The organism is Exiguobacterium sp. ZOR0005 (assembly GCF_000798975.1).
Lineage (GTDB): Bacteria > Bacillota > Bacilli > Exiguobacteriales > Exiguobacteriaceae > Exiguobacterium > Exiguobacterium aurantiacum.
In genome coordinates this window covers 121,603-144,097 of the sequence record NZ_JTLB01000023.1, presented here as the reverse complement: position 1 = coordinate 144,097, position 22,495 = coordinate 121,603, and the positions used below count along the sequence as shown (strand labels likewise).

Here is a 22,495-nt window from a genome sequence, read left to right as displayed (position 1 = left end):
TTACATACACTTGAAACGTCAGTGGATGTTCTTGTCGCCGATGACACGGCGCGAGATTGCTTTCTCGATCTCGACGATGACGAAGACGATGAACCCGAAAACAACCGGGAAGAGCCAATCGCCAAGGTCAAGCGCGGCTGTTCCGAACAGCGTATGCATGAACGGCACATACGTGATGAACAGTTGAAGCGCAATCAAGAGACCCGAGACGAGAAACGCGATCTTATTATCGAAGAAATGGCGATTGAACGCCGGTGCGAGTTCCGTCCGACAGTTGTACAAGTGGAACAGCTGGGCCATGACGATCGTGTTCAGCGTGATCGTCTGCAATTTCGCCGTCGAGAAATCATAGTCGGCGAGTAAATAGTTGATGGCGAGGCTCCCGCCACCGATTAAGATCGAGACGAAGATGATGCGAAAGACGTAATACTTACTCAAAAGCGGCACGTTCGCCGGGCGCGGCGGCCGTTTCATCGTACTCTCTTCGAGCGGCTCGAAGGCAATGGCGAGCGAGAGCGTGATGGCGACGACCATGTTGACCCATAAGATTTGAACCGGGCTGAGCGGCGCGGCCGCCCCGAGCAGAATGCTCATCGCGACGAGAAGCGCCTGTCCTCCGTTTGTCGGCAAGAGGAACAAGATGGTCTTCTTCAAGTTGTCATAGACGCGACGCCCCTCACGGACCGCGTTGTAGATCGTTTTAAAGTTATCGTCGACGAGCACCATCTGGGATGCCTCTTTCGCGACCTCGGTCCCTTTAATACCCATGGCAACCCCGATATCGGCCCGTTTCAAAGCCGGGGCATCGTTGACGCCGTCACCGGTCATCGATGTGATGAGCCCGTTCTGTTGGAGCCCTTTGACGAGGCGAAGTTTGTCGTTCGGGCTCGTCCGTGCGAAGACGTCGTTATGGACCGAGGCTTCTTTGATTTCCTCGTCGGACATGTTCGTCAATTCTTTCCCTTCGAGCGCCCCTTCGACTTCCATCCCGAGCTCACGGGCGATGGCGACGGCCGTATCTTTATGGTCGCCGGTGATCATCTTGATCCGAATGCCTGCGTCACGGCAAGCCGCGACCGCTTCGATCGCCTCTGGACGAGGTGGGTCGACGATGCCGTACAGTCCTAAGAACGTGACGCCGTCTTCGACGTCCTCATGGTCGACCGTCTCTTTAGATCGATCGACTCGCTTGAACCCGCCTCCGAGCACGCGCTGGCCGCGGTCGGCGATCTCTTTCCGTTTCTCGTCCCAATACGCACGGTCAAAGTCTCCGTTCTCCGCCATGTCGAACAGGCGGTCCGGGGCTCCTTTTATAAAGATCATCCGCTCATCTTTATAGTCGACGAGCGTGGCCATATATTTGTACTCTGAATCAAACGGAATCTTCGAGATGACTTTCAATCGTTCGATCGGCTGCTCCGCTTTTTCAGCGAGCGTCAAAAGACACGCCTCGGTAGGATCGCCGTTGACGACCCATTTGCCTTCTTCTTTATAGAGCTGGGCGTCGTTACACGTTTTCCCGACCGTGAGCAAATCGACCATCGAGGGATCGTCATCGAGGTCGAACGGTTGCCCGTTGATCTCGAGGTCTCCGTCTGGCGCATATCCGCTCCCTGACACTTCAATGTCATGGTTCGCGGTCACGACTTGCTTGACGGTCATTTCGTTCTTCGTCAACGTACCCGTCTTATCCGTACAGATGACCGATACGGCACCTAGCGTCTCGACCGATGGTAGACTTCGGACGATCGCTTTCTTCTCGGCCATATTGCGAACGCCGAGCGCGAGAATGATGGAAATGACGGCCGGCAATCCTTCCGGAATAGCGGCAACGGCAAGGCCGATCGTCGTCAGCATCAGTTCGATTGGATCGTAATCGCGGAAGAAGTATCCGAACGCATAGATGGCGATCGAGATGACGAGAATCGCGATTGAAACGGTCTGTCCGAACTTCGTCGTCTGACGGATGAGCGGCGTCTTCACCGTCTCCACTTCAGCGATCGACGCGTTGATTTGACCAAGTTCCGTCCCTTCCCCGATTGACGTGACGAGTGCTTTGGCACTGCCCGTCGCGACACTCGTACCGGAGTAAATCATGTTCTTCCGGTCCCCGAGGACGGCGTCTTCCGCTACGACTTGGATCTTTTTCTCGACGGTCGTCGCTTCACCGGTCAGTGCGGATTCTTCCACTTTAAATTTTTCAGCTTGGATAACGCGGGCATCGGCCGGTACTTTATCCCCTGCCGCGAGCACCATGACGTCGCCGACAACGAGCTCGCTCGAGTCGACTTGAACCTGTTTCCCGTCACGTACGACGCTCGCTTTCGTCTCGAGCAACTTTTTGATCCCTTCAAGTGCCTGTTCGGCTTTGTTCTCTTGTAGATAACCGACGACGGCGATGATCGTCACGACGAGCAAGATGACGATCGTGTCGATGTACTCCCCGAGGAACCCGGTCACGACGGCGGCACCGAGAAGGACGTAGACGAGGACGTCGTTGAATTGTCGTAAAAACTTTATGATTTCTGGCGTCTTCTCCTTCTCGGGTAACACGTTTTTCCCGTATTTTTCTTGACGGTTCGACACTTCCTCTTTTGATAGGCCGTGATCGACGTCTGTCTCGAGATGTTCCCTCACCGTGTCCGGTTCGAGGGCGTGCCATTTTTGATTCTCGATTTCCATCTCTGCTTCTCCTCCTCAATTCCATCTATCTAAATCTACTTCTACTTCCTGTTTCCCACTCCGGCGCATCCTGACACATTTTCACAACTTTTTTCAGCACATTTTCAAATTTGACCAACTACATTTTTCCAACTTTCGAATTGGAAGCGTTATCATCTAATTTTCTTATGTCAGTTCGATGAAATGGCTTTACAGGAGCGTTGGGATGTTTAAATATAGAGGAAATACAAACAGAGAGAAAGAGGTACAACACCATGGTGATCATACAAGGGATTGCACTGCTACTATTGATTCTCGCACTTTTTACATTGTTCAGTTACAAAGCCCCGTTCGGCATGAAAGCGATGGGGGCGCTCGCCGGGGCAGCTATCGCCAGTTTCTTGGTCGAAGCGTTCAACGCCTACGCGATCGGTGGGCTGTTGCCGCTCCCGCTCTATGAAGAAGTCGGTCAGGCCGCCGGATCGCTATCCGGGCCAGCTGCGGCGGCACTCGTTGCGATCGCGCTCGGAATCAATCCGGTGTACGCGCTCATGCTCGGACTGTCCGTCTCAGGATTCGGCATCTTGCCTGGATTCTTCGCCGGATACATTTTAGGACTACTCGGTCGTCGGATGGATAAACATTTACCGGCCGGAGTCGACATGATTTTCTATGTCATCGTCATGGCACCGCTCGCTCGACTCGTCGCCATCGGCGTCGACCCGCTCGTCTCGAACACGCTCGCCCAGATCGGGGCGGTCATCGAACTCGCAGCAACGCAAAACCCGATCGTCATGGGGCTCGTCCTAGGCGGGATCGTCACGGTCGTTTCGACATCGCCGCTCAGTTCGATGGCACTCACGGCCATGCTCGGTCTCACAGGTGTGCCGATGGCTATCGCCGCGCTCGCCTTGACGGCATCGATCTCGATGAACTTCTTGTTGTTCAAGCGTTTGAACATCGGGACGAAGAAAGACCAACTGTCGGTCGCGATCGAACCGCTCACGCAAGCCGACCTCATCTCGGCCAACCCGATTCCTATCTATAGCGTCAACTTCATCGGTGGCGCCATGGCCGGTCTCGTCGTCGCGATGACAGGGATGGTCAACAACGCACCGGGCTCGGCCGCCGGTGTCCCTGGACTGCTCGTCATGTATGGGTTCAATGATTGGCAAACCGTCACCGTGACGGCCATCATCGTCTTCGGGATCGGAATCGTCGCCGGTCTCGTCGGCAGCAAGCTATTTAAAAACTTCCCGATCGTCTCACAAAGCGAGAAGACAATCGAAGCAGAAGAAGCAGCATAAAAAACGGACGTCCCTCGAGCTAGGGACGTCCGTTTTTCAAGTCAATAATCAATTGTTCGCTGTTCCTCTGAGGATAATCGGGCGAGTTCGAGGACTCGTGTCGTCAAAATCGCATCGCTCAATGGAACGAGCGGACGGCGGGCGATAAAACTAGCCGCGAGTTCACGATAAAAGTCGACATAGCGACCGGGCTCGATGGCGAGCGCACTCGTCTCTTCTCGGCTCAATGTTCCCGTCTCTAACACGTCCGGTGACAGATTCCCATCTCGCAGTGCCGCTTCTTGTGGATCGAGACCGTGTTTGATGAAACTCCCTTCCGTCCCATGCAACTCGAAGCGAGGCGTCTCCCCGGCGATGAACGGGTTCGAACGAAGATAGACCCGTTTTTCTCCGTAATGGAGTGTGACGAAGAACCCGTCGTCCGACTGCCCCCCTTCACGCTGAATCATCACGTCCGCTTGGACCCGGTCCGGGACACCGAACAAGACGAGCGCTTGGTCGATCAAATGACTGCCGAGGTCGAACAAGATGCCCGCCCCTGGACCTGCATTCTCACGCCAACGGTCACGGACCACAGGACGGAAGCGGTCAAAGCGTGACTCGAACACTTTCCAGTTCCCGACCTCAGCGCCTTCAAGTAGCGCTTTGACAGTTAGGAAGTCCCCGTCCATCCGTCGATTGTGGAATACGTTGACGATCCCCTGGCTGTTCTCCTCAAGGTGACGGAGCGCCTCTCCTTCCGCGACGGTCAAGAACGCGGGTTTCTCGACGAGGACGTCTTTCCCTGCTTTCAAGCACGCCTCGACCATGTCTTTATGTAGATGGGACGGCGTCGTGATAATGAATAAGGTCGCCTCGCTCTGTAGTGCCGCTTCGAGTGACGCGTACACATGCACGTTCGGCAAGTGATGGTGCACATCGTCCGGCCGTGATGAGACGACTCCAACCACGTTATATTCATCCAACTCTTTTAAAAACGGCAAATGAAATGTCGTCGCCGAAAAACCGAAGCCGACTAAAATCGTATTGATCATACTCTCTCCTCCTATCGTTCATCCTTTAGTATAGCAAAAAGAGAGGTCGCTTGACCTCTCATGCACTGACGCTCTCCTCGAGCCCGTATTCGAACGTATTGTATCCGTTACGTGAACCGACGTACACGAAGCCGAACCGCGGATAATACTCGTTCAAGAACGAGTTGTCCGCGACGCAGTCGAGGCGAATCGGATGATCTCCGTCCGCTTCTTCGAGGACATGCTCCATCAACTGTTGACCGACACCTTGGCCTTTCAACCGTTCGCTGACGACGATGCGGTGAATATATTGACCGCGCTCGCCATCTTCCCATAAGGCATGGTCCCATTCGTCCGGTGGAAGCAAGGCGATCGAGGCCAATATGGCATCTTCTTGTTCATATACATACACGTCACCGCTAGCGATGTCGGTCTCTACCCGTTTCAACAAATCTTGCTCCAAATATTCCGTCCATTGGTCGCTTCCTTGTTTATTTAGCGCTACGGCTCGTTGTTCGATTAAGTTCGCGATGTTTGAGGCATCGCGTTTCGTCGCGAGTCGAATCATAACGTCCTCCTTAGTCATACAGTATTTGAAATACCAATATAACGGACGTCTCTGACCGATTTCAACCATCTTGCCTCATCATTACGCTCTGAACAACACGACCTCGCCCCCGTTCAGTTGGTAACTGTACGTGAGCGTCGCATTCAAGCTGTGCGAGACGGAGCAATAGCGGTCGACCGATAGTTCGATCGCTCGGCGGACACGCTCTTCGGGCATGTCGCCTCCGAGCACGTATAGGATGTGAATCGCCGTGAACCGTTTCGGATGTTCCGTCGCCCGTACCCCGTCGATCTCCATCTCAAAGTGTTCGAGCGGCAAGCGCATCTTGTGCAAGATCGAGACGATATCGATGCCGGTACAAGCGGCCGTCGCCTGCAAGAGCATCTCGGTCGGCCGCGGCCCTTGATTCAATCCGCCGACGTCTTCCCCCGCGTCAAGCGTGACCTGATGACCTGATGGCGTCATCGACTCAAACGCCATCCCTTGTTTCCAATTCACTTTCATATTCATCTGTGTCTCCCCCTTTGTTTCGATAGCATACTATTCCCCGGAATGAGGTATGATAAAGCTAGATGTATAATTTGTCGTTAGGAGTGTGGGTTATGGATTGGTCCGTCATCATCAGTTGGGGACTGTATATCGTCCTCGGATTGAACTTATTATTCGCGCTTGCCGTCATCTTCGCAGAACGCCGTGACGTCGGGGCGACGTGGGCGTGGTTGCTCGTCCTTTTCTTCTTGCCGATTCTTGGCTTCATCATCTACTTATTTTTAGGGCGCCAGCTGAAGAAAGACAACTTCTTCAACTTGAGCGTCGAGGAGCGTTCGTTCCACTCGCTTCAAGTCGAAAGTCAAATCGAACAGTTGCGGCGGAAAGAGACCGCGTTGCAACAACCGCTGTTCGAGAAGTATGAACAATTGCTAGAGATGAACTTGCGGTCCTCCAAATCGCTCGTCAGCGTCCACAACAAGTCAGCCATCATGCACGACGGTGAACAGAAGTTCAAGGCGCTCATGGACGATATTCGCAACGCCGAGACCGAGATCAATGTTCAGTATTACATCATTCAGCGCGACGCCCTCGGGAAGGCGCTCATCCACGAATTGATCGAACGGGCCAAGGCCGGTGTGAAAGTACGTCTGTTATATGACGCCGTCGGTTCGCGCAGCTTGCGCAACTCCGATTTTAAAGAACTGATCGCCCATAACGGTGAGGTCCGGGTCTTCTTTCCGCCGACACTCGGGCTGATCAACTTCAAACTGAACAACCGTAACCACCGCAAGCTCGTCATCATCGACGGGAAGATCGGGTATGTCGGCGGATTCAACGTCGGGACCGAGTATCTCGGCCTCGTCGAAAAGTTCGGGTATTGGCGCGACACGCATCTCCGGGTCGAAGGCGACGTCGTTTACCACCTTCAGCATCGCTTCATCTTGGATTGGAATTATTCCGGTCACGACAAGCACGACCCTGAAAATACGTTCTGTTTCGCCCGCCATGACATCTCGGACAAGTCACCGATGCAAATCGTGACGAGCGGCCCGAACTCGGACACGGAGCATTTGAAGAACATGATGATCAAAATGATCATGTCGGCGAAGCGTCGCGTCATCATCCAGACGCCGTACTTCATTCCCGACGCGAGTTTCATGGATGCCTGTAAGATGGCGCTCCTCTCCGGCGTCGAGATGAACATCATGATCCCTGGGAAACCGGACCATCCGTTCGTCATGTGGGCGTCGCTATCGTTCCTCGGCGAGCTGCTCGATTACGGGGCGAACGTCTATATGTACGACCAAGGCTTCTTGCATGCGAAGACGCTCGTCGTCGATGATGAGATCGCGACGGTCGGGACGACGAACCTCGATGCCCGCAGTTTCCGCTTGAACTTCGAAGTGAACGCCCTCATTTATGACAAACAAGTCGCCCTCGAACTCGCCTCGTTGTTCGAGTCGGACATCGCTGTCAGCCGTCGCTATACGGTCGAGGATTACGCCGAACGGAAATGGACCGTCCGGATGCGGGAAGGTGTCTCTCGCCTGTTGAGTCCGATTCTATAATGTAATAGTTGATTCTACATCGTAGAATCTTTGTCTATCAAGGGGTATGCGTCTCTCGCATATCCTTTTGTTGTGGACGCATATGCTGGCTACGCGCATCTTCATTCCTTCACCTCCGGTTTTGTCTAATAACTGACAGTTTTTTAGATTCAGCACATTTCTCTATCTTTTTAGCTAATTCCATTCCAAATCAGGGTATAAAGTATCAATACGAACGTCCTAAGCTTTCATTTCCACTCGGAAAGGAGGAAGTATGCGTTCGCGCATATGTCACCTATGGCTGATCCTAGAGAACATCAAGACGCAATCACAGCACGAATCGATCCTTCCTCATGGGACGAACTTCCGATCGGTCTGTTCGCGTTCGATCTCGGTGGACGGATCATCAACTATAACGATGCCTTCATCGAACTGTTGGGCGTATCCGTAATGACTGGCCTTGCATTCGAGCGTTGTACGTCACCCCAACTGAATTTTGTCGAGGCGTCAAACCGGGTTCTCTCCGGGGAGACAGTCCGTGTATCCGGCTGGTACCACGGTCCGGAACGACAACCTCGTTTCATCCGGGCGACGATGTCGCCGAGTGTTCAGCACGACGGACACATTACAGGAGGCGTCGGGATCATCGAAGATGCGACGGAACAACGCCGCTATGAGGAACGGATGGAGCACCTGTCCTCACTCGATCCGCTCACCGAGCTGTACAACCGAAAGAAAGTGAACGACTTGTTGGCGGCGGTCGCTGAAAATCCGAGTCAATCGTCGGATGCGGCCGTCATCATGCTCGATATCGATTATTTCAAGCTCGTCAACGATACGTTCGGTCATCCGACCGGGGACCTCGTCCTTCGCGCCATCGCCCAGCTTCTGAGACGTAACATTCGAAAGACTGATGCGATTGGTCGCTGGGGAGGGGAAGAATTTCTAATCGTCGCCCCCCATTCGACCTTGTCGGAAGGTGTCCGGCTTGCAGATAAGCTCCGTCAAAAAGTGAACGATGAACCGTTCGGTCCGGTCCCTCACGTGACGTGTTCGTTCGGTGTCAGTTCGTTCGATGGAGGGAAGTCGGTCGAGCAAGTGTTGAAAGACGCTGACGAGGCGTTATATGTGGCCAAAAACATGGGCCGGAACCAAGTATCAAGCAAACGATGAAAAAAGCGTCGCGGTACTCCTCTTGCGGAGTCCGCGACGCTTTGCCGTTAAATCGTGAATCGTGACACGAGTTCTTGTAGTTCTTCTGCCATGTCGGCGAGCGCTTTCGCGGATTGTGACACTTCTTCCATCGAACCGAGCTGATCTTCGGTCGTCGCGGCCACTTGTTTCGAAGCGCTCGAGTTCTCCTCGGCGATGTGCGCGATTTGTGTCGCCGCCGCCGATACTTCCTCGACGTTCGCGGCGATTTCCTCGACCGTCGCCGTCACGTCCTCGATTCGCGGCGTCATCTCTTGCGTGCGGGCCATGATTTTATGGAATCGGGCCGCTGTGTTCTCCGTCGTCTCGAGTCCTGCTTTCGTATGCGCCGACACTTCTTTCATCAAAACAACCGACTGTTCGGTCTCTTGTTTGATGCGTTCAATCAAATGGGCGATCTGTTTCGTCGACTGTTGCGATTGTTCGGCGAGTTTTCGCACTTCACTCGCGACGACGGCGAACCCTTTACCGTTCTCCCCGGCCCGCGCCGCTTCGATTGCCGCGTTCAAAGCGAGCAAGTTCGTCTGCGCCGCGATCCCGTTGATGACGTCGACGATATTCCCGATCTCGTTCGAGCGGTGTGACAGTGACTCGATGACATGAGCGAACGACTCGACTGACGTATCGATGGCGCGCATCTGGGCCACGTTCTCGGTGACGGCAGAAGTCCCGTCCTCTGCTTCCATCGCCGTCTCACGCGAAAGTTCTGACACGTCCGTCGAGCTTTCCGCGATACGCATGATTCCCGAAGTGATGGCTTGAAGCGAGACAGCGTTATCATCGAGTTGGCGCTTTGAATCATCCGCCCCGGCCGCCATCTGTTGGACTGCCCCGGCAACCTGTTCGGATGACGCCGTGTTTTGAGCCGAGTTCGCCATCAGTTCCTGCGACGAGGCCGCCACTTGTCCGATCGATTCATCGAGCCGTGCAATGATCGTCCGCAAGGATTGTGTCATCTCATTGAAACTTACCGACACTCGTCCGACCTCATCGTTTGAGTCGACCGGAATCAGCTCTGTCAAGTCGCCTTGTTGAATCCGTTCGGCCCCTTCCGTCAACCGATTGAGTGGACGGACGATGGAACGGATCACGAAGTAGAGGAGGACGGATGCGACGAGAACCATCGCCGCGATGACCGCAAGCGTCGTCCACAATATACCGACCGTTTCCTGCTGAATCTCGGCTTCATAAAGCGTCCCGGCGACTTTCCATCCTGTCAGTTCGTTCGTCATGAAATCCATTTGTTTCGCTTCACCTTCGAACGTATAGGCGAAGCTGTCCGCCGCTTGACTATAGAGCGGCTCGACCCAGTCTCCCGACGCCGTTTCCCCGGCAGCGAGCGTCGGATGTGTGACGAATCGCTCTGTCCGGTCGAGAATTGTGACGTATCCATCTTTCCCGATTTGAATACTTGCCGCGACCGTCGCGATGTCATTGACGTCGACATCGACCGCGATGACCCCTCGCCCATCCGTCGCCTCGCGCGACAAGGTGACCATCATCTTCTGTGACGCGGCGTCGACGTACGGGTCGGTGATGACGACTTGGGCGCCTGCCGCTTCAGCCGCCTCATACCAAGGACGCGTACGCGGGTCGTAGTCGTCCGGTAGAGTCTGTTCCGGATAAATCGTCATCGAGCCCTCTGATGATGCGTAATAAATGTTCGTCACGTCCGGATGCGTCGCTAAATATTCGACGAACTTTTCCGCTAACGCTTCGTTGGCATCGCCTTCTTCATAGAGCGTCGCATCGATGCGATCGGCAAAGAAATCGACATCGCCTTTGATCGGGCCGATCAAATTGTTAATCTCGACGTCCATCCGCTCCACTCCCGCGTGGGCCGATTGTAAGATTTGATCTTTGATCTTCTGCTTCGCCTGACCGTAGGCGACGAATCCAATCAATAAGGACGGGATTAGTAAAACGAGTGAAGACATGATGATCAATTTCTGTTTGATGCTGATCGTGCGTGTTGACTTTCGGTTCATAAAACAACTCCAATCTCGAGCGATCTGCTCGTCACGTTACTGACAATATCGGTCGAAATCACAGTTTTTCCATAACCCTCACTAAAATTCTTCCCGCTATTTAGAATGTTCATAATTGAAACCCTTTTCATTCCAGCTGGCAGTCGACAAACGACAAAAACACCTGCTCGCGCAGGTGTAACGACTGTGTTTGTGGGGCCAAGTTACCCTTTGTCTCCATGTCGATTCATCAATAGCAAGAATGCAGATACGATCTCTTCATTCGAGTAGAGCGATTATTTATCTCTGTTGTTATCCTGAAGAAACGACAAAAGTTGGTCTAACGTCGCTCCTAACCCGTTCAAATGGTCCTCTTTTCGAATGCCGCTCGGTACGTTCTCACAAACGATCGTTACGTTCGTCCCTTTATCAATTTCCTCGAAGTACCATGTTTGCACCATCTCCCCAGAAAAGATAGGAATATCGGTTTCAAACGTACCCGACATGACAATCTTCTGATTCGTCTCGAGCTCGACGAATCGGCCATGCGAAACGTCCGTATGGTTGGATGTCTTCCCGGTGACAGATTCGTCTTCATACGTCAAAACGATACGATACAAGCCACCGGCCTGTGGGTCAAACACGTCAACCTGAGCGGACATCCCCTCCGGTGCCAACCAATTCTCAAGTCGTCTTGGGTCAAGGAACGAATCATAGATTGCTTTAGGTGAAAATGGGATCCATTTTGATATCGTATCGATTCGACCGTTCATAGATAGACTCCTCTCTAAAAAAAGGACGTGACAACGATGTCACGTCCGTTCAAGCCCCGATGATGGCGTCATGGGTCGCTTTCGTCCACCCGTAGGCGACCTCGCGAAGAGCGAGCTCCCCGATGGTCCGCTCTTTCTCGTCAATCACTTCGCCTTGTTTCCGTTCGTAAAACGAGCGATACGGGTTCAGCTCGAGCGCCCAGATGATCATCCCTGAGCTGCACATCGCCCCGACGGCCTTCTCGAGCAGGCTCGAACCGAGTCCGTTCCGTTGATGCTCCTCGAGCACATAAATCGCATATACTTCGTTCGGGTGATCCGGATAGGTCCCGGTCCGTTCTGCCCCGTACAGGACGAACCCGACAATCTCTTCTTCGACGACGGCGACGAATCCGTCCACTTCTCGTTTCGAGAGGGCGTCACGAACCTTCTCGGCCCATTCGATCGCGTTCGATGACAACTTCAATAAAAAATCGGTCGGTACGATTCCGCGATACGTCGTCCGCCAACCGTTCACTCGAACGCGTGCGATCCCGTACGCATCTTTTGGTTCGGCTACTCGTATAATCATCTCGGCCCCCTCCTAGCGCAAGTTTTACAAGTATTTTACCACAAATCGCCATCCTGCAATCCATTAGTCAGGCAAATCCAAAGACAATTTAGCGACAAAAAAACGACCGTGGAACATCCACGGTCGTTCACATCATGCGACTTCTTGTTTCGGTGTAGCTGTCGCAGTCGTAAGTGGTTTTTTCAAGAATGAAAGGAGGAGTGCTCCAATCAAGGCACCAGCGAGAATCGCGAGTGCGTAAAGCCCCATGCTCATGACGACGTTTCCGGCTCCTTCAAGGAGTGGGAAGACGAAGATACCGCCGTGCGGTGCTGGCAATTGGATGGCGAAGAACGCTGACAATCCACCGGCGATGGCAGATCCTAGAATCGCTGACGGCAGAACACGAATCGGATCGGCCGCTGCGAACGGGATGGCTGCTTCCGTGATGAACGAGGCGCCCATAACGTATGCGGTTTTCCCTGCCTCACGTTCTTGTTTCGAGAACTTCTGACGTGCGAACACAGTCGATGCGAGCGCGACGAGAAGCGGTGGTACCATCCCACCGGCCATGACAGCAGCCATGACTTCTTGGTTGCCGGCCGTGAGGGCTGCCGTACCGAAGACGTAGGCGGTCTTGTTGATCGGACCACCCATATCGACGGCCATCATGCCTCCGACGATGACACCGAGCAAGACGGCGTTCGCACCGCTCATGCCATTGAGCACTTCCATGAGCCATGTCATGAACGCGGCGATCGGTTCGTTGACGACGAGCAACATGATCATCCCTGAGATGAATGAACCGAGTAGCGGGAACAAGAGGACCGGCTTGATTCCTTCAAGTGACGCCGGCAAATTCGAAAGCGCGCGTTTCAAGAACACGACGACGTAACCAGCGAGGAAACCGGCGATGAGACCACCGAGGAACCCTGCCCCACCTTCACTTGCGAGGAAACCGGCGACAAGACCCGGTGCGAGACCTGGACGATCGGCGATGGACATCGCGATGAAACCGGCAAGGACTGGAACGAGGAATCCGAACGCGGCGCCTCCGATTGTCATGAGTTGCGCGGCAAATGCGTTGTAAGATGGATCATCCGGGTTCGCGGAGTTGATGCCCCAGAAGAAGCTGAGTGCGATCAACAAACCACCAGCGACGACGAGTGGAAGCATCGCCGAAACACCGCTCATCAAGTGTTTGTATACACCTGTACGTTGTTCTTTCTTCTCGCCGCCAGACTTACCAGTCGACTGATAAACCGGTGCGTCTTGCTTCACGGCACGGTTGATCAATTCTTCCGGCTTCCGGATTCCTTGGGCGACAGGAACTTCGATGACGTGTTTGCCAGCGAAACGATCCATTTCGACCGCTTTGTCCGCTGCGACGATGATTGCCGTCGCTTTCGCGATGTCGGCTGACGTCAATTCGTTCTTCACGCCGGTCGATCCGTTCGTCTCGACCTTCATCTCGACGCCCATCGCGTCGGCTTTTTGTTTCAAGCTGTCCGCGGCCATATACGTGTGCGCGATACCTGTCGGACAAGCTGTGACGGCGAGAATGTATGGTGCGTCTTCTTTCACCGCTTTCGCTTCGACCGGAGCCGCTTCAGCGGCTTCCTTCTCTTCGATGGCACGGATGACATCATCTTCTGACTTAGCCGCGTAGAGACGTTCTTGGAAGTTCGGGTCCATAAGGAAGACAGATAATTTCGATAACGTTTCCAAGTGCTCGTTGTTCGCATGTTCACCGGCTGCAATCATGAAGAACAAGCGGCTGTCTTGCCCGTCAAGCGCCTCATAATCGATGCCTTCCGAGCGTCCGAACGCGATTGCCGGCTCTTTGACCGCTTTTGTCTTCGCATGTGGAATCGCGATCCCTTCTCCGAGACCGGTCGTGCTTTGCGCTTCACGCGCGAGGATGGCGTCACGATAGCCGTTCCGGTCCGAAAGTTTTCCGGCCCGGTCGAGTACGTCGACGAGTTCTTCGATGACGTCGGCTTTCGTACGGCTGCCGAGATTCAATTGAATCGTGTCCTTTTTGAGCAGATCCGTGATGTTCATGTTGTTTCCTCCAATCGAGATAGTGGGGTGACGTCGACTTCGCCGACCAAGCGGTCCACGTCTTGTTTCGTACAGAGGCCAAACGTATAGGCAGACGCGCTGCCGGTCGTCACCGCATAGCGGAACGCCTCCGACGCGTCGTGGTCGAGAATGTTGGCGACGAACCCGGCGACAAGTGAATCACCGGCTCCGACCGAGTTGACGAGCTTCCCGCTCGGCGTATTGGCCGTGAAGGCTCCGCTCGCGTTGACGAGCATCGCACCGTCACCGGCGAACGAGACGATGACGTTCTTCGCTCCCCGTTCGACGAGCTTCTCCGCAAAGGGAAGTGCCTGTTCAAACGTCTCGATGTCCGTATCGAACAGTTCGCCAAGCTCATGATGGTTCGGTTTGATCATGAGCGGCTCGAGCGACAACACTTCGAGCATCGCTTCTTTCGTCGTATCGACGACGAATTCGGCCCCGTTGGCCCGAATCGTCTCGGCAAGCGTCCGGTAAAGCGTGCTCGGCAAGTTGCCCGGGATGCTGCCCGCGAGGACGACGATATCGCCTGCCGTCACGTGTTCGAACTGTTTCGTCAGCTGCTCAAGCTCAGCGTCTTGAATAATAGGCCCGCTCGCATTAAGCTCCGTCTCTTCTTTGGCCCGAATCTTCACATTGATTCGGGTCTCTCCCGTGACTTCGATGAAGTCCGTTTGGACACCCTTGTCTTTTAGCGCTTGTTTAATAAATTCACCGGTCGTCCCACCGACGAATCCGAGTGCGACCGTCTCGACATCGTATTCACGTAAGACGAACGCAACGTTGATTCCTTTGCCGCCTGCGGTTTGAGTCGTCTCTTGAATCCGATTCACTTCTCCTAGCACAACTTCCGGTAACGTGACATAGTAGTCGATCGAAGGGTTGAGCGTTAACGTGTAAATCATTGGGCGTTCACCACCTTTGTAGTAGATTCGATTGAACGGACGTACGCGACATCCGACAGTGTGACGAGCGTGGCCGCCTCGAGCGGCGCGACTCGACTGAATGACCGTTTCCCGAATTTCGAGTCATCCGCCAAGATGTAGGCCGTACGTGCGAGTTCAATCGCTGTTTTTTTGACGAGGGCTTCTTCTGGATCCGGGGTCGTATAACCGGCCTCGAGGTCGACGCCGTTGATTCCGAGAAATGCGAGGTCGACACGATAGTTCATCATGCTCTCGCGTGCGTTGTAGCCGACGAGTGCTTGGGTCGAACGTTTCAGTTCACCGCCGATGACGAACGTCTTAATGTCGAGGTCGAACAAATCGTTCGCAATCGGAAGACTGTTCGTGACGACGATGACACGTTTCCCAGTGAGGAACGGGACCATCGCCTGCGTCGTCGTCCCGGCATCGAGGTAGACGGACATTCCGTCCTCGATGAACGTCGCGGCCTTCCGTGCGATCGCGACTTTCTCATCGACATGCCGGTCACGTTTCTCTTCAAACGTCGGTTCTTCTTCCGGATGGATGACGAGCGTCGCGCCCCCATGTACCCGTTCCAAATAACCTTCCGCCTCAAGATCGGTCAAATCACGACGAATCGTCGACTCTGACGCTTCCGTCAATTCGACCAACTCTTTCAATTTGACGATCCGTTGTTCCGATAACCGTTGCAAAATCAGTTGATGTCGTTGTTTCGTTAACATCGTATTCCCTCCGTAGTTATAATATAAAGCGTTTACATTCAAAAAACAATCAAAAACATTCATATTCGTTCATTATTTTTTTATTTGTCACAATTATAACATAAAAAACGGTCACTTAGTGACCGTTTTTGACTGTTCATTGTTGTTTTCGGAACCATCTGTCGAGTTGTTGAATTAAAGCGGGATGCAACGGCGCCTCGATTGCCTCTCGATATTCTTTATGAAGCTGAAGCAACGAATGCGGTCTCGTCCGTTCGACGAGCAAGTGGTTCATGTCTTTCAGGATGACGTGTTCGACTTCTCCTCGGGTCTGAATCGTATTCACATGTTCTGGCGGGACTTGGACGTCCCGGTCACCGGTGATGGCAAGGACCGGTACACGCACATGTTCAAGTCGCTCGCGCACGTCGTATGAGGCGTGCTCCCGAATCCACTTCGCATTGACGATTTGGCCTCGGAATTTGAATGAGGCGACATTCGTCCGCAATGAACGTTCGAACAATTCATCTTGACGTTTGCGTACTTTCGCGGGGACGCCGGTCATTCGATAAAACATCCCTTTCAATCCTTTGACGGACGCGATCTCCTTGGCGAGCGCATCGGCTTGAAGCAAAAACATCTGCTTCGACGCGTCGTTAAATCCGGCCAGCAGAATCAAGCCCGTCGCCTTCGTCTCGAGTTGGACGGCCGGTGCGATGATCGCCCCTTCGCTATGACCGAGAATGATGACTTCAGTCACTTCCGGTAAACGCTTGATTTGATTGACGACTGCGATTGCATCATCGATCAAGTCGTGCAGCCCGACTTTGTTGAAATCGCCGTTTGATTCTCCGATCCCTTGTTTGTCGTACCGATAGACGTTGACGCCCATCTCAAACAGCGCCTCCGCTAATTTTTTATACGTGCCGAACTGTGACGGCCCCATGTTGCCGTCGCGGTCGCTCGGTCCGCTCCCGCTCAAGATGACGACCGTCTTTCGCGGCGTATCGTGCAATAACAGTGTTCCGACCAAATCACCGTATGGTCTCGAAATAGTTAGGTTTTGTTCCATCGTATCGCCTCCTCCTATATCATACCGAACATTTTGGCGTGTATCGAGCAAAACTGATGAGTGGGCAGGTCAGTCGTCTCCCTCTCTCTTAGATTGATTGCGCAACCCAAAAGGATAATCCTTCCATTTGTCGAAAGAACACATATCGTCATCTGATGGATACGACAAGTCGAATTACGAGAGGAATGAGAGAATGTTCGAAAACATGGTTCGGCATAGCTGGAACGTCCTATCCGGTGTGGTTGTGTTGGCCTGCTCACTTTGGTTGAGCGGTCCAGGCATAGCCGAAACGGACACGCCAGACTATCGCTGGTATTTCATGTTGTGGTTCCTGTTGTGGACAATTGGTTTCTTGTTGCAGTTCAAACAGCAGACGAAATGGCTCGGTGTATTGCTCACACTTATTCCAACGCTGTTTTACTTATTTCTTGTCCTGCGCGCGCTGGAAATTTTCTAGTGAACCCCGTCCATTCAAACATCATCCATTCGGTTTTAACCATGATGAAAGGACAGCCGCATTGCCGGATGTCCTTTCATCATGTCAATGAAGCGAGATATTACGTCAACGCTTGCAGCGCGGAGGAAATGTGAAGTAATGCACGGATCAGGTCATCGATGTGCCAAGCGATATAACCGGTACTGATTGCGATGATCGTGAGCATCGCCAGCTTATATATTTGGATTTTATCCTTCATTTGCCTTATCCTTTCGTCAGTTAGACTTTTGAAGCTCAATCCCTACAAACGAGCGTACCATGTTTCCATTATTATGTAATCAATGCACAGACTTGAATTACGATTTATGCACAACTGCACAAACTTCTGACGGTCACGACGACATATGCTCTCATCGCTTGGGTAACTCGCTTCCCAATCCCTCGTTCCAAGGAGAAGGGTGAATAAATAAGACCGTAGACCATGCATCGTCTACAGTCTGTGCTTCGTTCATTGCGTCGTCAACCATTCGACCAACCAATCTACATGCTCGAGCATCGCTTCTTCAGAGAGCCGGTCGATCGTATCGTCTTCAGTGAAGACGTCCTGGTTCGCCGTCAGGGAATCGTTCAACGAGATGACGTCGATGCCTGCTTGTCGATATTCGTCTAAAATCGACACCCCTAAACTTCTCACTTCGACATCGTCAAACGATGCAGCGTCCATGAACGGATACGACTTCATGCCGTGCGTTTTGACGAATCGGCCCGTATCTCCCGTCCCGATCAAGTCGAGCAACATGACGGTTCTCGGCGTCATGCCCCGCTCATCTAACATGCCAAGGTAATGCGTGCTCGCCTCATACCCTTCCCCATACCCGTTCAAAAAGACGTAGCGGATCGTCGCGTCCGTCTTGACGTCATCCATTGCTTGAATGACTTGATACAGAATCGAGGCGCCACCGAGACCGATCAACGCGTGGTCACCATATCCGCTGCTATCGAGGCGAGCCATCACGATGACTTCCTCATCGGTCGTCCCCGTCTGAACGAATTCCGTGTAGGGTATCTCCGATTCATACGGTTCGATCGTCACGGTTTGACCATCCGTTAGCGCTTCGGCCGCCTCAATCCCAACGCCGGTTCCACTTAAACGAAGCCAAGCCGATACATGGACGAATCCAAACTCGTCCGACGCGTCTTTATGCGGGGTGATGAGGTACCCAGCCGCTCCCGCCTCTTTCAATTTCGTCAAGTAGCGATTCGCCGCCTCATCATTGATGACCTCGCCATAATGGTCAAGGTGATACGCATCATCCCGCGCCTCAAAGGACACGTCGGTCATCGGCAAGACGACGATTTTGTCTGTCACGTCAGGAATCGGTGCGTCCCATTCGATGTGGATGATGTCGCCTTGAATCGGTTCTTCCATCATCATCGACGAGTACCCATCGAACAGCTCATCTTCTATCGTGACGTCCGTATAAAACGTTTGGAGCGGTGCATCGTGCATGATGCGGTCCATGTTCAAATCAAGATCAAAACCGAGCGATTCAAACAGCTCCGCATTTTCCCAACTATCGACGTGACGGTCGTACGAGGCGAAATATTCGGCCGTCTCATACGGGGTATCGAGCGAAAGTGGGTTCAGATGTAAAAACGTTACGAAAAGTGCATAAACTAAACTGAATAAGATGTTCATATTACGTGTCTCCAATACAGATAAATAAGATCGTCCAAGAAATAGTAAAGAATGGATAACTTGGCATTTATTATTATAAATCTACTCCATTCGTAAGTGAATTTAAATTTTATAGACATTCGATATATTTTATCTTTTCATCGGTCCACTGTCCTCTCATTTTACCTATCCATGAGTCAATCGAAAATAATCCATTGCTACATCGTAATGATTACGTTAAGATGTAATTCGTAATCATTACAACTTGAAAGAAGGATGTCATCTCTATGAAATATGTAGCTCCCTTTTTATGTACGCTCGCCCTGTTGTTTTTAACGGCGTGCAACGCTTCGGACGAAGACAATCAACATTTACATTTCGTCTACAACTTCTCGACACAATCGCTAGATCCACACCGCGACTCAAGTTACGTACCGCTCCGTGCCGGTGTGACGGAGACGCTCTTTAAATTAAATGACGAGACATTATCGGTCGACCCTTGGCTCGCAACTTCTTTCGAGCAAGTGAGCGAAACGACGTGGCGCATCTACATACGAGAAGACGTGTCGTTCCATAGCGGGAAACCGCTAGACGCACAGGCGGTCAAACGTTCACTTGACCGTTCACTCGAAGAAAATATCGGTCTTCGAAGCGCGTTGCGCATCGATTCGATTACAGCAGACGCCTCGAGCCTCCTCATCGAGACGACGGTCCCGTATCCAGAACTCGTCAATGAACTCGTCCATCCGAACACATCCATCATCGATGTCACGGCGGATGAAGCCATCGATCATAAACCTGTCGGCACCGGCCCTTATCACGTGACGTCGTTCCAACCTGGCTCGAATATTCAACTCGAACGAAATGACGCCTACTGGGACGGACAACCGAAACTCGATACGGTGACGTTCACGTTCAATGAAGATCCGGGATCACGGACGATGGCGCTCCAGTCAGGCGAAGCAGATATCGTCTATCGCCCAGAAATCGAGATGATCGAGACGCTCGAACGAGATGGGCATGTCGTCGACAAGGCGGAGACGTTCCGTGTCCATCAGTTGACGATGAACCTTGAACGTGAACATATGCAGTCGCTCGCGATGCGCCAACTCATCGACTCGCTCATCAATCGCGAGCAAATCGTCGACGGCATCTTGAACGGCTATGCGACTCCTGCTGTCGGCCCATTTTTGCCATCGTTCCCGTTCGCCCCGTCTTATCCTGACCAAACAGGACAAGACATCCTCGACCTGGTCAAACAAGACGGGTACGAGCAAGTTGACGGCGTATTGATGAAAGACGGTGAGCCGGTCCGGCTCAATCTGTTGACGTATAGTTCACGACCTGACTTACCGCTCATCGCACAGTTGATTCAATCCGATGCGAAACAAGTCGGGATTCAAATCGACATTCAAATGATTGACACACCGGAAGAATATATGGCCGCTGAACGAGACTGGGACCTCGCGACGTATAGCAACTTGACCGCGCCGCGTGGCGATGGCGGCTACTATTTGAACGCCACGTTCCATCCGGACGGTGCCTTGAACTTCAGCGGTGTGGAGGATGCCGCGTTGACAGAAAAAATCGATCGCTTGAATCAGACGGTCGACCGTGACGAGCGTGACCGGATGACCGAAGAGATTGCACGCTATGTCGATGAACGTGTCATCAACTCGTTCTTGGTCCACCCGTCGACGAATGTCGCCTTGAAAGACAACGTTCGTGGTTGGATTACAGAAAAGAGCGAATATTACATGATCACAAAAGATTTGGAAGTGTTGTGACATGACGCGATTCGTGGCACGTAAATCGCTTGAGTGGGGACTAGCTTTTTTAGTCTTCACTTTTTTCAGTTTTTTGCTCCTTCGACTTGTCCCCGGCGACCCTGTCCTCTATTTATTGAAGGTCGACGAACTGCAAGTCGACGTCGCCGAGATTGATCGTCTTCGTGAGGAACTCGGTTTCACGGATCCAGTGTGGGTCCAATACATCCAATGGCTGTCCGAAGTCGTCCGATTCAACCTAGGCGACTCACTCATCACCGGACAGCCCGTGACGCAACTGTTCAAAAATAACTATGCCGCGACGTTCGAACTCGCCATCGGCGGTATCCTCGTCGCCATTGCGCTTGCTGTCCCGCTTGGGGCAATTAGTGCGTTTCGACCGAATTCTGCCCTCGCCAAACTCGCTTCCGGGTTGTCGATTCTCGGCTCATCGGTCCCGAGTTTTTTGATTGGATTGTTTATGATGTATGTGTTCGCCGTGACGCTCCAATGGTTTCCCGTGATGGGGCGCACCGGTTGGGAGAGCCTCATTTTGCCGTCTTTGACGTTAGGGATTGCCGTAGGTGGTGTCTACATCCGACTCATCCGTTCAACCTTGCTTGAGGTGATGTCAACGGATTATATCGTGATGGCAAAAATTCGGGGCATTCGTTCCAAAACGTTACTGACACGCTATATCGCCAGGGCGGCCTTGCCTCCAGTCATCTCGATGTTCGGGGTGAGCGTGGCGAGCCTTATGGGCGGGGTCGTCGTCCTCGAAGTGTTGTTCGCCTATCCCGGGGTCGGCAAACTGATGGTGGATTCTGTATTACGTCGTGATTTCCCGGTCTTACAGGGTTATCTCGTCTTTACGACTTGTCTCGTCGTGACCGTCAACCTCGTGACCGGTTCGCTGTTACGCCTGCTCCAGCCCCACCTTTACCGAAAGAAGGTGTCCCGATGAAAAAGTGGTCGCTTCTATTTATCCTCTTCGTACTTTGTGCAACTGCTTATTGGTTCATCGCTGGCGACCCGTTCGTGACAGATGTGACGAATCGACTTGCCGCGCCATCTGTGGAGCACCCGCTCGGAACCGACCATCTCGGGCGGGATGTGTTGTCACGTCTCTTGCTTGCTGGAGGGATCACGGTCGGACTAAGTATCGCCATCGTTCTGACGACAGCGACGATCGGTGTTGCGCTTGGCACGTTGAGCGGGTTCGTCAATCGAAGAATTGAACCGATCGTCACAAAAGTGACGGACGCGACGATCATCTTTCCCGATACAGTACTCGCCATCGTACTCGCGGGCGTCATGGGGCCTAGCATCCAAAGTCTCGTGCTCGCCATCAGTTTGATTAAGTGGACGTCTTACACCCGGCTTGTCCATACGCTCGTTATGCAGGAGAGCACGAAAGGACATATCCTCGCTGCGCACGTGAACGGACTTTCGAAATCAAAGATTGCATGTCGGCACGTCCTCCCTGCCGTCTGCCCGCATATTATTGTCGTCATGAGTCTCGACCTTGGAAAAGTGATTCTGCTCATCTCGGCGTTCTCGTTCATCGGATTGGGCGTCCAATTGCCATTACCCGAATGGGGGGGCATGATCAGTGAGGGACGTCATTACCTTGGAACGAATCCGACGCTCGTGTTCTGGCCGGCCGTCTGTATCGTATTTACCATCGTCGGGTCGACCCGATTATCAACAAAATTGTCCCGTCACTTTCAAGTTTAACCGT

20 protein-coding genes are annotated in these 22,495 nt (G+C 52.8%); 7 read left to right on the top strand and 13 right to left on the bottom strand.

The genetic code is table 11. From position 1 onward, the window contains the following. Positions 1-18 precede the first annotated feature (18 nt). Positions 19-2,682, bottom strand: coding sequence for a cation-transporting P-type ATPase (locus L971_RS10235; RefSeq protein ID WP_024370328.1), 2,664 nt, complete (start codon positions 2,680-2,682; stop codon positions 19-21). Between the two features lie 254 nt (positions 2,683-2,936). Between L971_RS10235 and L971_RS10230 the strand changes: the two genes are divergently transcribed. After that, positions 2,937-3,968: a PTS sugar transporter subunit IIC gene (locus L971_RS10230; RefSeq protein ID WP_024370327.1), complete on the top strand. Its 1,032-nt coding sequence runs from the start codon at positions 2,937-2,939 to the stop codon at positions 3,966-3,968. Positions 3,969-4,009: 41 nt separating this feature from the next. Here the strand turns inward: L971_RS10230 and L971_RS10225 are convergent, their stop codons facing one another. The 3 genes from L971_RS10225 to L971_RS10215 form a co-directional block, all read right to left on the bottom strand. After that, positions 4,010-5,002 (bottom strand): Gfo/Idh/MocA family oxidoreductase, encoded by a 993-nt coding sequence (locus L971_RS10225; RefSeq protein ID WP_047375662.1) that lies wholly within the window; start codon positions 5,000-5,002, stop codon positions 4,010-4,012. Positions 5,003-5,060: 58 nt separating this feature from the next. Beyond that, the gene (locus L971_RS10220; protein ID WP_047375661.1) at positions 5,061-5,549 is read right to left on the bottom strand and encodes a GNAT family N-acetyltransferase; all 489 of its coding nucleotides are present in this window, start codon (positions 5,547-5,549) and stop codon (positions 5,061-5,063) included. An 81-nt stretch (positions 5,550-5,630) separates the two neighbouring features. Next, entirely contained in the window at positions 5,631-6,059 is a 429-nt protein-coding gene (locus L971_RS10215) for an OsmC family protein (protein WP_024370324.1), read from the bottom strand. Positions 6,060-6,151: 92 nt separating this feature from the next. Between L971_RS10215 and cls the strand changes: the two genes are divergently transcribed. Both cls and L971_RS14845 read left to right on the top strand, forming a co-directional pair. Beyond that, positions 6,152-7,609: a cardiolipin synthase gene (gene cls / locus L971_RS10210; protein WP_047375660.1), complete on the top strand. Its 1,458-nt coding sequence runs from the start codon at positions 6,152-6,154 to the stop codon at positions 7,607-7,609. A gap of 276 nt (positions 7,610-7,885) precedes the next feature. Continuing rightward, positions 7,886-8,761 carry a GGDEF domain-containing protein gene (locus tag L971_RS14845; RefSeq protein ID WP_052200359.1) on the top strand — a complete coding sequence of 292 codons (876 nt, stop codon included), beginning with the start codon at positions 7,886-7,888 and terminating at the stop codon, positions 8,759-8,761. 47 nt (positions 8,762-8,808) lie between these two features. Here the strand turns inward: L971_RS14845 and L971_RS10200 are convergent, their stop codons facing one another. From L971_RS10200 to L971_RS10170, 7 genes are all read right to left on the bottom strand, one after another. Beyond that, the gene (locus L971_RS10200; protein WP_047375658.1) at positions 8,809-10,788 is read right to left on the bottom strand and encodes a methyl-accepting chemotaxis protein; all 1,980 of its coding nucleotides are present in this window, start codon (positions 10,786-10,788) and stop codon (positions 8,809-8,811) included. 275 nt (positions 10,789-11,063) lie between these two features. Then, positions 11,064-11,540, bottom strand: coding sequence for an SRPBCC domain-containing protein (locus L971_RS10195; RefSeq protein ID WP_047375656.1), 477 nt, complete (start codon positions 11,538-11,540; stop codon positions 11,064-11,066). Between the two features lie 49 nt (positions 11,541-11,589). Continuing rightward, a complete protein-coding gene (locus L971_RS10190) occupies positions 11,590-12,111 on the bottom strand; it encodes a GNAT family N-acetyltransferase (protein WP_024370318.1) in 522 nt (173 codons plus the stop codon). Positions 12,112-12,243: 132 nt separating this feature from the next. Next, positions 12,244-14,154: a PTS fructose transporter subunit IIABC gene (locus L971_RS10185; protein ID WP_047375654.1), complete on the bottom strand. Its 1,911-nt coding sequence runs from the start codon at positions 14,152-14,154 to the stop codon at positions 12,244-12,246. Continuing rightward, positions 14,151-15,080, bottom strand: coding sequence for a 1-phosphofructokinase (gene pfkB, locus L971_RS10180; protein WP_024370316.1), 930 nt, complete (start codon positions 15,078-15,080; stop codon positions 14,151-14,153). Before pfkB ends, L971_RS10185 begins: the two co-directional genes overlap by 4 nt. Continuing rightward, positions 15,077-15,823, bottom strand: coding sequence for a DeoR/GlpR family DNA-binding transcription regulator (locus L971_RS10175; RefSeq protein WP_024370315.1), 747 nt, complete (start codon positions 15,821-15,823; stop codon positions 15,077-15,079). Before L971_RS10175 ends, pfkB begins: the two co-directional genes overlap by 4 nt. A 136-nt stretch (positions 15,824-15,959) precedes the next feature. Further along, the gene (locus tag L971_RS10170; RefSeq protein WP_047375651.1) at positions 15,960-16,874 is read right to left on the bottom strand and encodes an alpha/beta hydrolase; all 915 of its coding nucleotides are present in this window, start codon (positions 16,872-16,874) and stop codon (positions 15,960-15,962) included. Positions 16,875-17,067: 193 nt separating this feature from the next. On the opposite strand from L971_RS10170, the gene L971_RS10165 reads away from it, so the two are divergent. Continuing rightward, positions 17,068-17,331, top strand: coding sequence for a hypothetical protein (locus L971_RS10165; RefSeq protein WP_047375649.1), 264 nt, complete (start codon positions 17,068-17,070; stop codon positions 17,329-17,331). Positions 17,332-17,431: 100 nt separating this feature from the next. Here the strand turns inward: L971_RS10165 and L971_RS15065 are convergent, their stop codons facing one another. Both L971_RS15065 and L971_RS10160 read right to left on the bottom strand, forming a co-directional pair. Next, entirely contained in the window at positions 17,432-17,569 is a 138-nt protein-coding gene (locus L971_RS15065) for a hypothetical protein (RefSeq protein ID WP_156111518.1), read from the bottom strand. Between the two features lie 249 nt (positions 17,570-17,818). Continuing rightward, the gene (locus L971_RS10160; protein WP_047375647.1) at positions 17,819-19,009 is read right to left on the bottom strand and encodes a hypothetical protein; all 1,191 of its coding nucleotides are present in this window, start codon (positions 19,007-19,009) and stop codon (positions 17,819-17,821) included. A 266-nt stretch (positions 19,010-19,275) separates the two neighbouring features. On the opposite strand from L971_RS10160, the gene nikA reads away from it, so the two are divergent. The 3 genes from nikA to L971_RS10145 are packed head-to-tail and all read left to right on the top strand — an operon-like array spanning position 19,276 to position 22,491. Next, positions 19,276-20,775, top strand: coding sequence for a nickel ABC transporter substrate-binding protein (gene nikA, locus L971_RS10155; protein ID WP_047375645.1), 1,500 nt, complete (start codon positions 19,276-19,278; stop codon positions 20,773-20,775). A gap of 1 nt (position 20,776) precedes the next feature. Next, positions 20,777-21,718 (top strand): ABC transporter permease, encoded by a 942-nt coding sequence (locus L971_RS10150; RefSeq protein WP_047375644.1) that lies wholly within the window; start codon positions 20,777-20,779, stop codon positions 21,716-21,718. Beyond that, on the top strand, positions 21,715-22,491 hold the full coding sequence (locus L971_RS10145) for an ABC transporter permease (RefSeq protein WP_052200358.1): 777 nt from the start codon (positions 21,715-21,717) through the stop codon (positions 22,489-22,491). Before L971_RS10150 ends, L971_RS10145 begins: the two co-directional genes overlap by 4 nt. The last annotated feature ends 4 nt before the right edge of the window (positions 22,492-22,495 follow it).

Coding starts and splice junctions, on each gene's coding strand:
- L971_RS10235 (WP_024370328.1), bottom strand. CDS start 2,682: ATGGAAATCGAGAATCAAAAATGGCACGCCCTCGAACCGGACACGGTG.
- L971_RS10230 (WP_024370327.1), top strand. CDS start 2,937: ATGGTGATCATACAAGGGATTGCACTGCTACTATTGATTCTCGCACTT.
- L971_RS10225 (WP_047375662.1), bottom strand. CDS start 5,002: ATGATCAATACGATTTTAGTCGGCTTCGGTTTTTCGGCGACGACATTT.
- L971_RS10220 (WP_047375661.1), bottom strand. CDS start 5,549: ATGATTCGACTCGCGACGAAACGCGATGCCTCAAACATCGCGAACTTA.
- L971_RS10215 (WP_024370324.1), bottom strand. CDS start 6,059: ATGAATATGAAAGTGAATTGGAAACAAGGGATGGCGTTTGAGTCGATG.
- cls (WP_047375660.1), top strand. CDS start 6,152: ATGGATTGGTCCGTCATCATCAGTTGGGGACTGTATATCGTCCTCGGA.
- L971_RS14845 (WP_052200359.1), top strand. CDS start 7,886: ATGGCTGATCCTAGAGAACATCAAGACGCAATCACAGCACGAATCGAT.
- L971_RS10200 (WP_047375658.1), bottom strand. CDS start 10,788: ATGAACCGAAAGTCAACACGCACGATCAGCATCAAACAGAAATTGATC.
- L971_RS10195 (WP_047375656.1), bottom strand. CDS start 11,540: ATGAACGGTCGAATCGATACGATATCAAAATGGATCCCATTTTCACCT.
- L971_RS10190 (WP_024370318.1), bottom strand. CDS start 12,111: ATGATTATACGAGTAGCCGAACCAAAAGATGCGTACGGGATCGCACGC.
- L971_RS10185 (WP_047375654.1), bottom strand. CDS start 14,154: ATGAACATCACGGATCTGCTCAAAAAGGACACGATTCAATTGAATCTC.
- pfkB (WP_024370316.1), bottom strand. CDS start 15,080: ATGATTTACACGTTAACGCTCAACCCTTCGATCGACTACTATGTCACG.
- L971_RS10175 (WP_024370315.1), bottom strand. CDS start 15,823: ATGTTAACGAAACAACGACATCAACTGATTTTGCAACGGTTATCGGAA.
- L971_RS10170 (WP_047375651.1), bottom strand. CDS start 16,874: ATGGAACAAAACCTAACTATTTCGAGACCATACGGTGATTTGGTCGGA.
- L971_RS10165 (WP_047375649.1), top strand. CDS start 17,068: ATGTTCGAAAACATGGTTCGGCATAGCTGGAACGTCCTATCCGGTGTG.
- L971_RS15065 (WP_156111518.1), bottom strand. CDS start 17,569: ATGAAGGATAAAATCCAAATATATAAGCTGGCGATGCTCACGATCATC.
- L971_RS10160 (WP_047375647.1), bottom strand. CDS start 19,009: ATGAACATCTTATTCAGTTTAGTTTATGCACTTTTCGTAACGTTTTTA.
- nikA (WP_047375645.1), top strand. CDS start 19,276: ATGAAATATGTAGCTCCCTTTTTATGTACGCTCGCCCTGTTGTTTTTA.
- L971_RS10150 (WP_047375644.1), top strand. CDS start 20,777: ATGACGCGATTCGTGGCACGTAAATCGCTTGAGTGGGGACTAGCTTTT.
- L971_RS10145 (WP_052200358.1), top strand. CDS start 21,715: ATGAAAAAGTGGTCGCTTCTATTTATCCTCTTCGTACTTTGTGCAACT.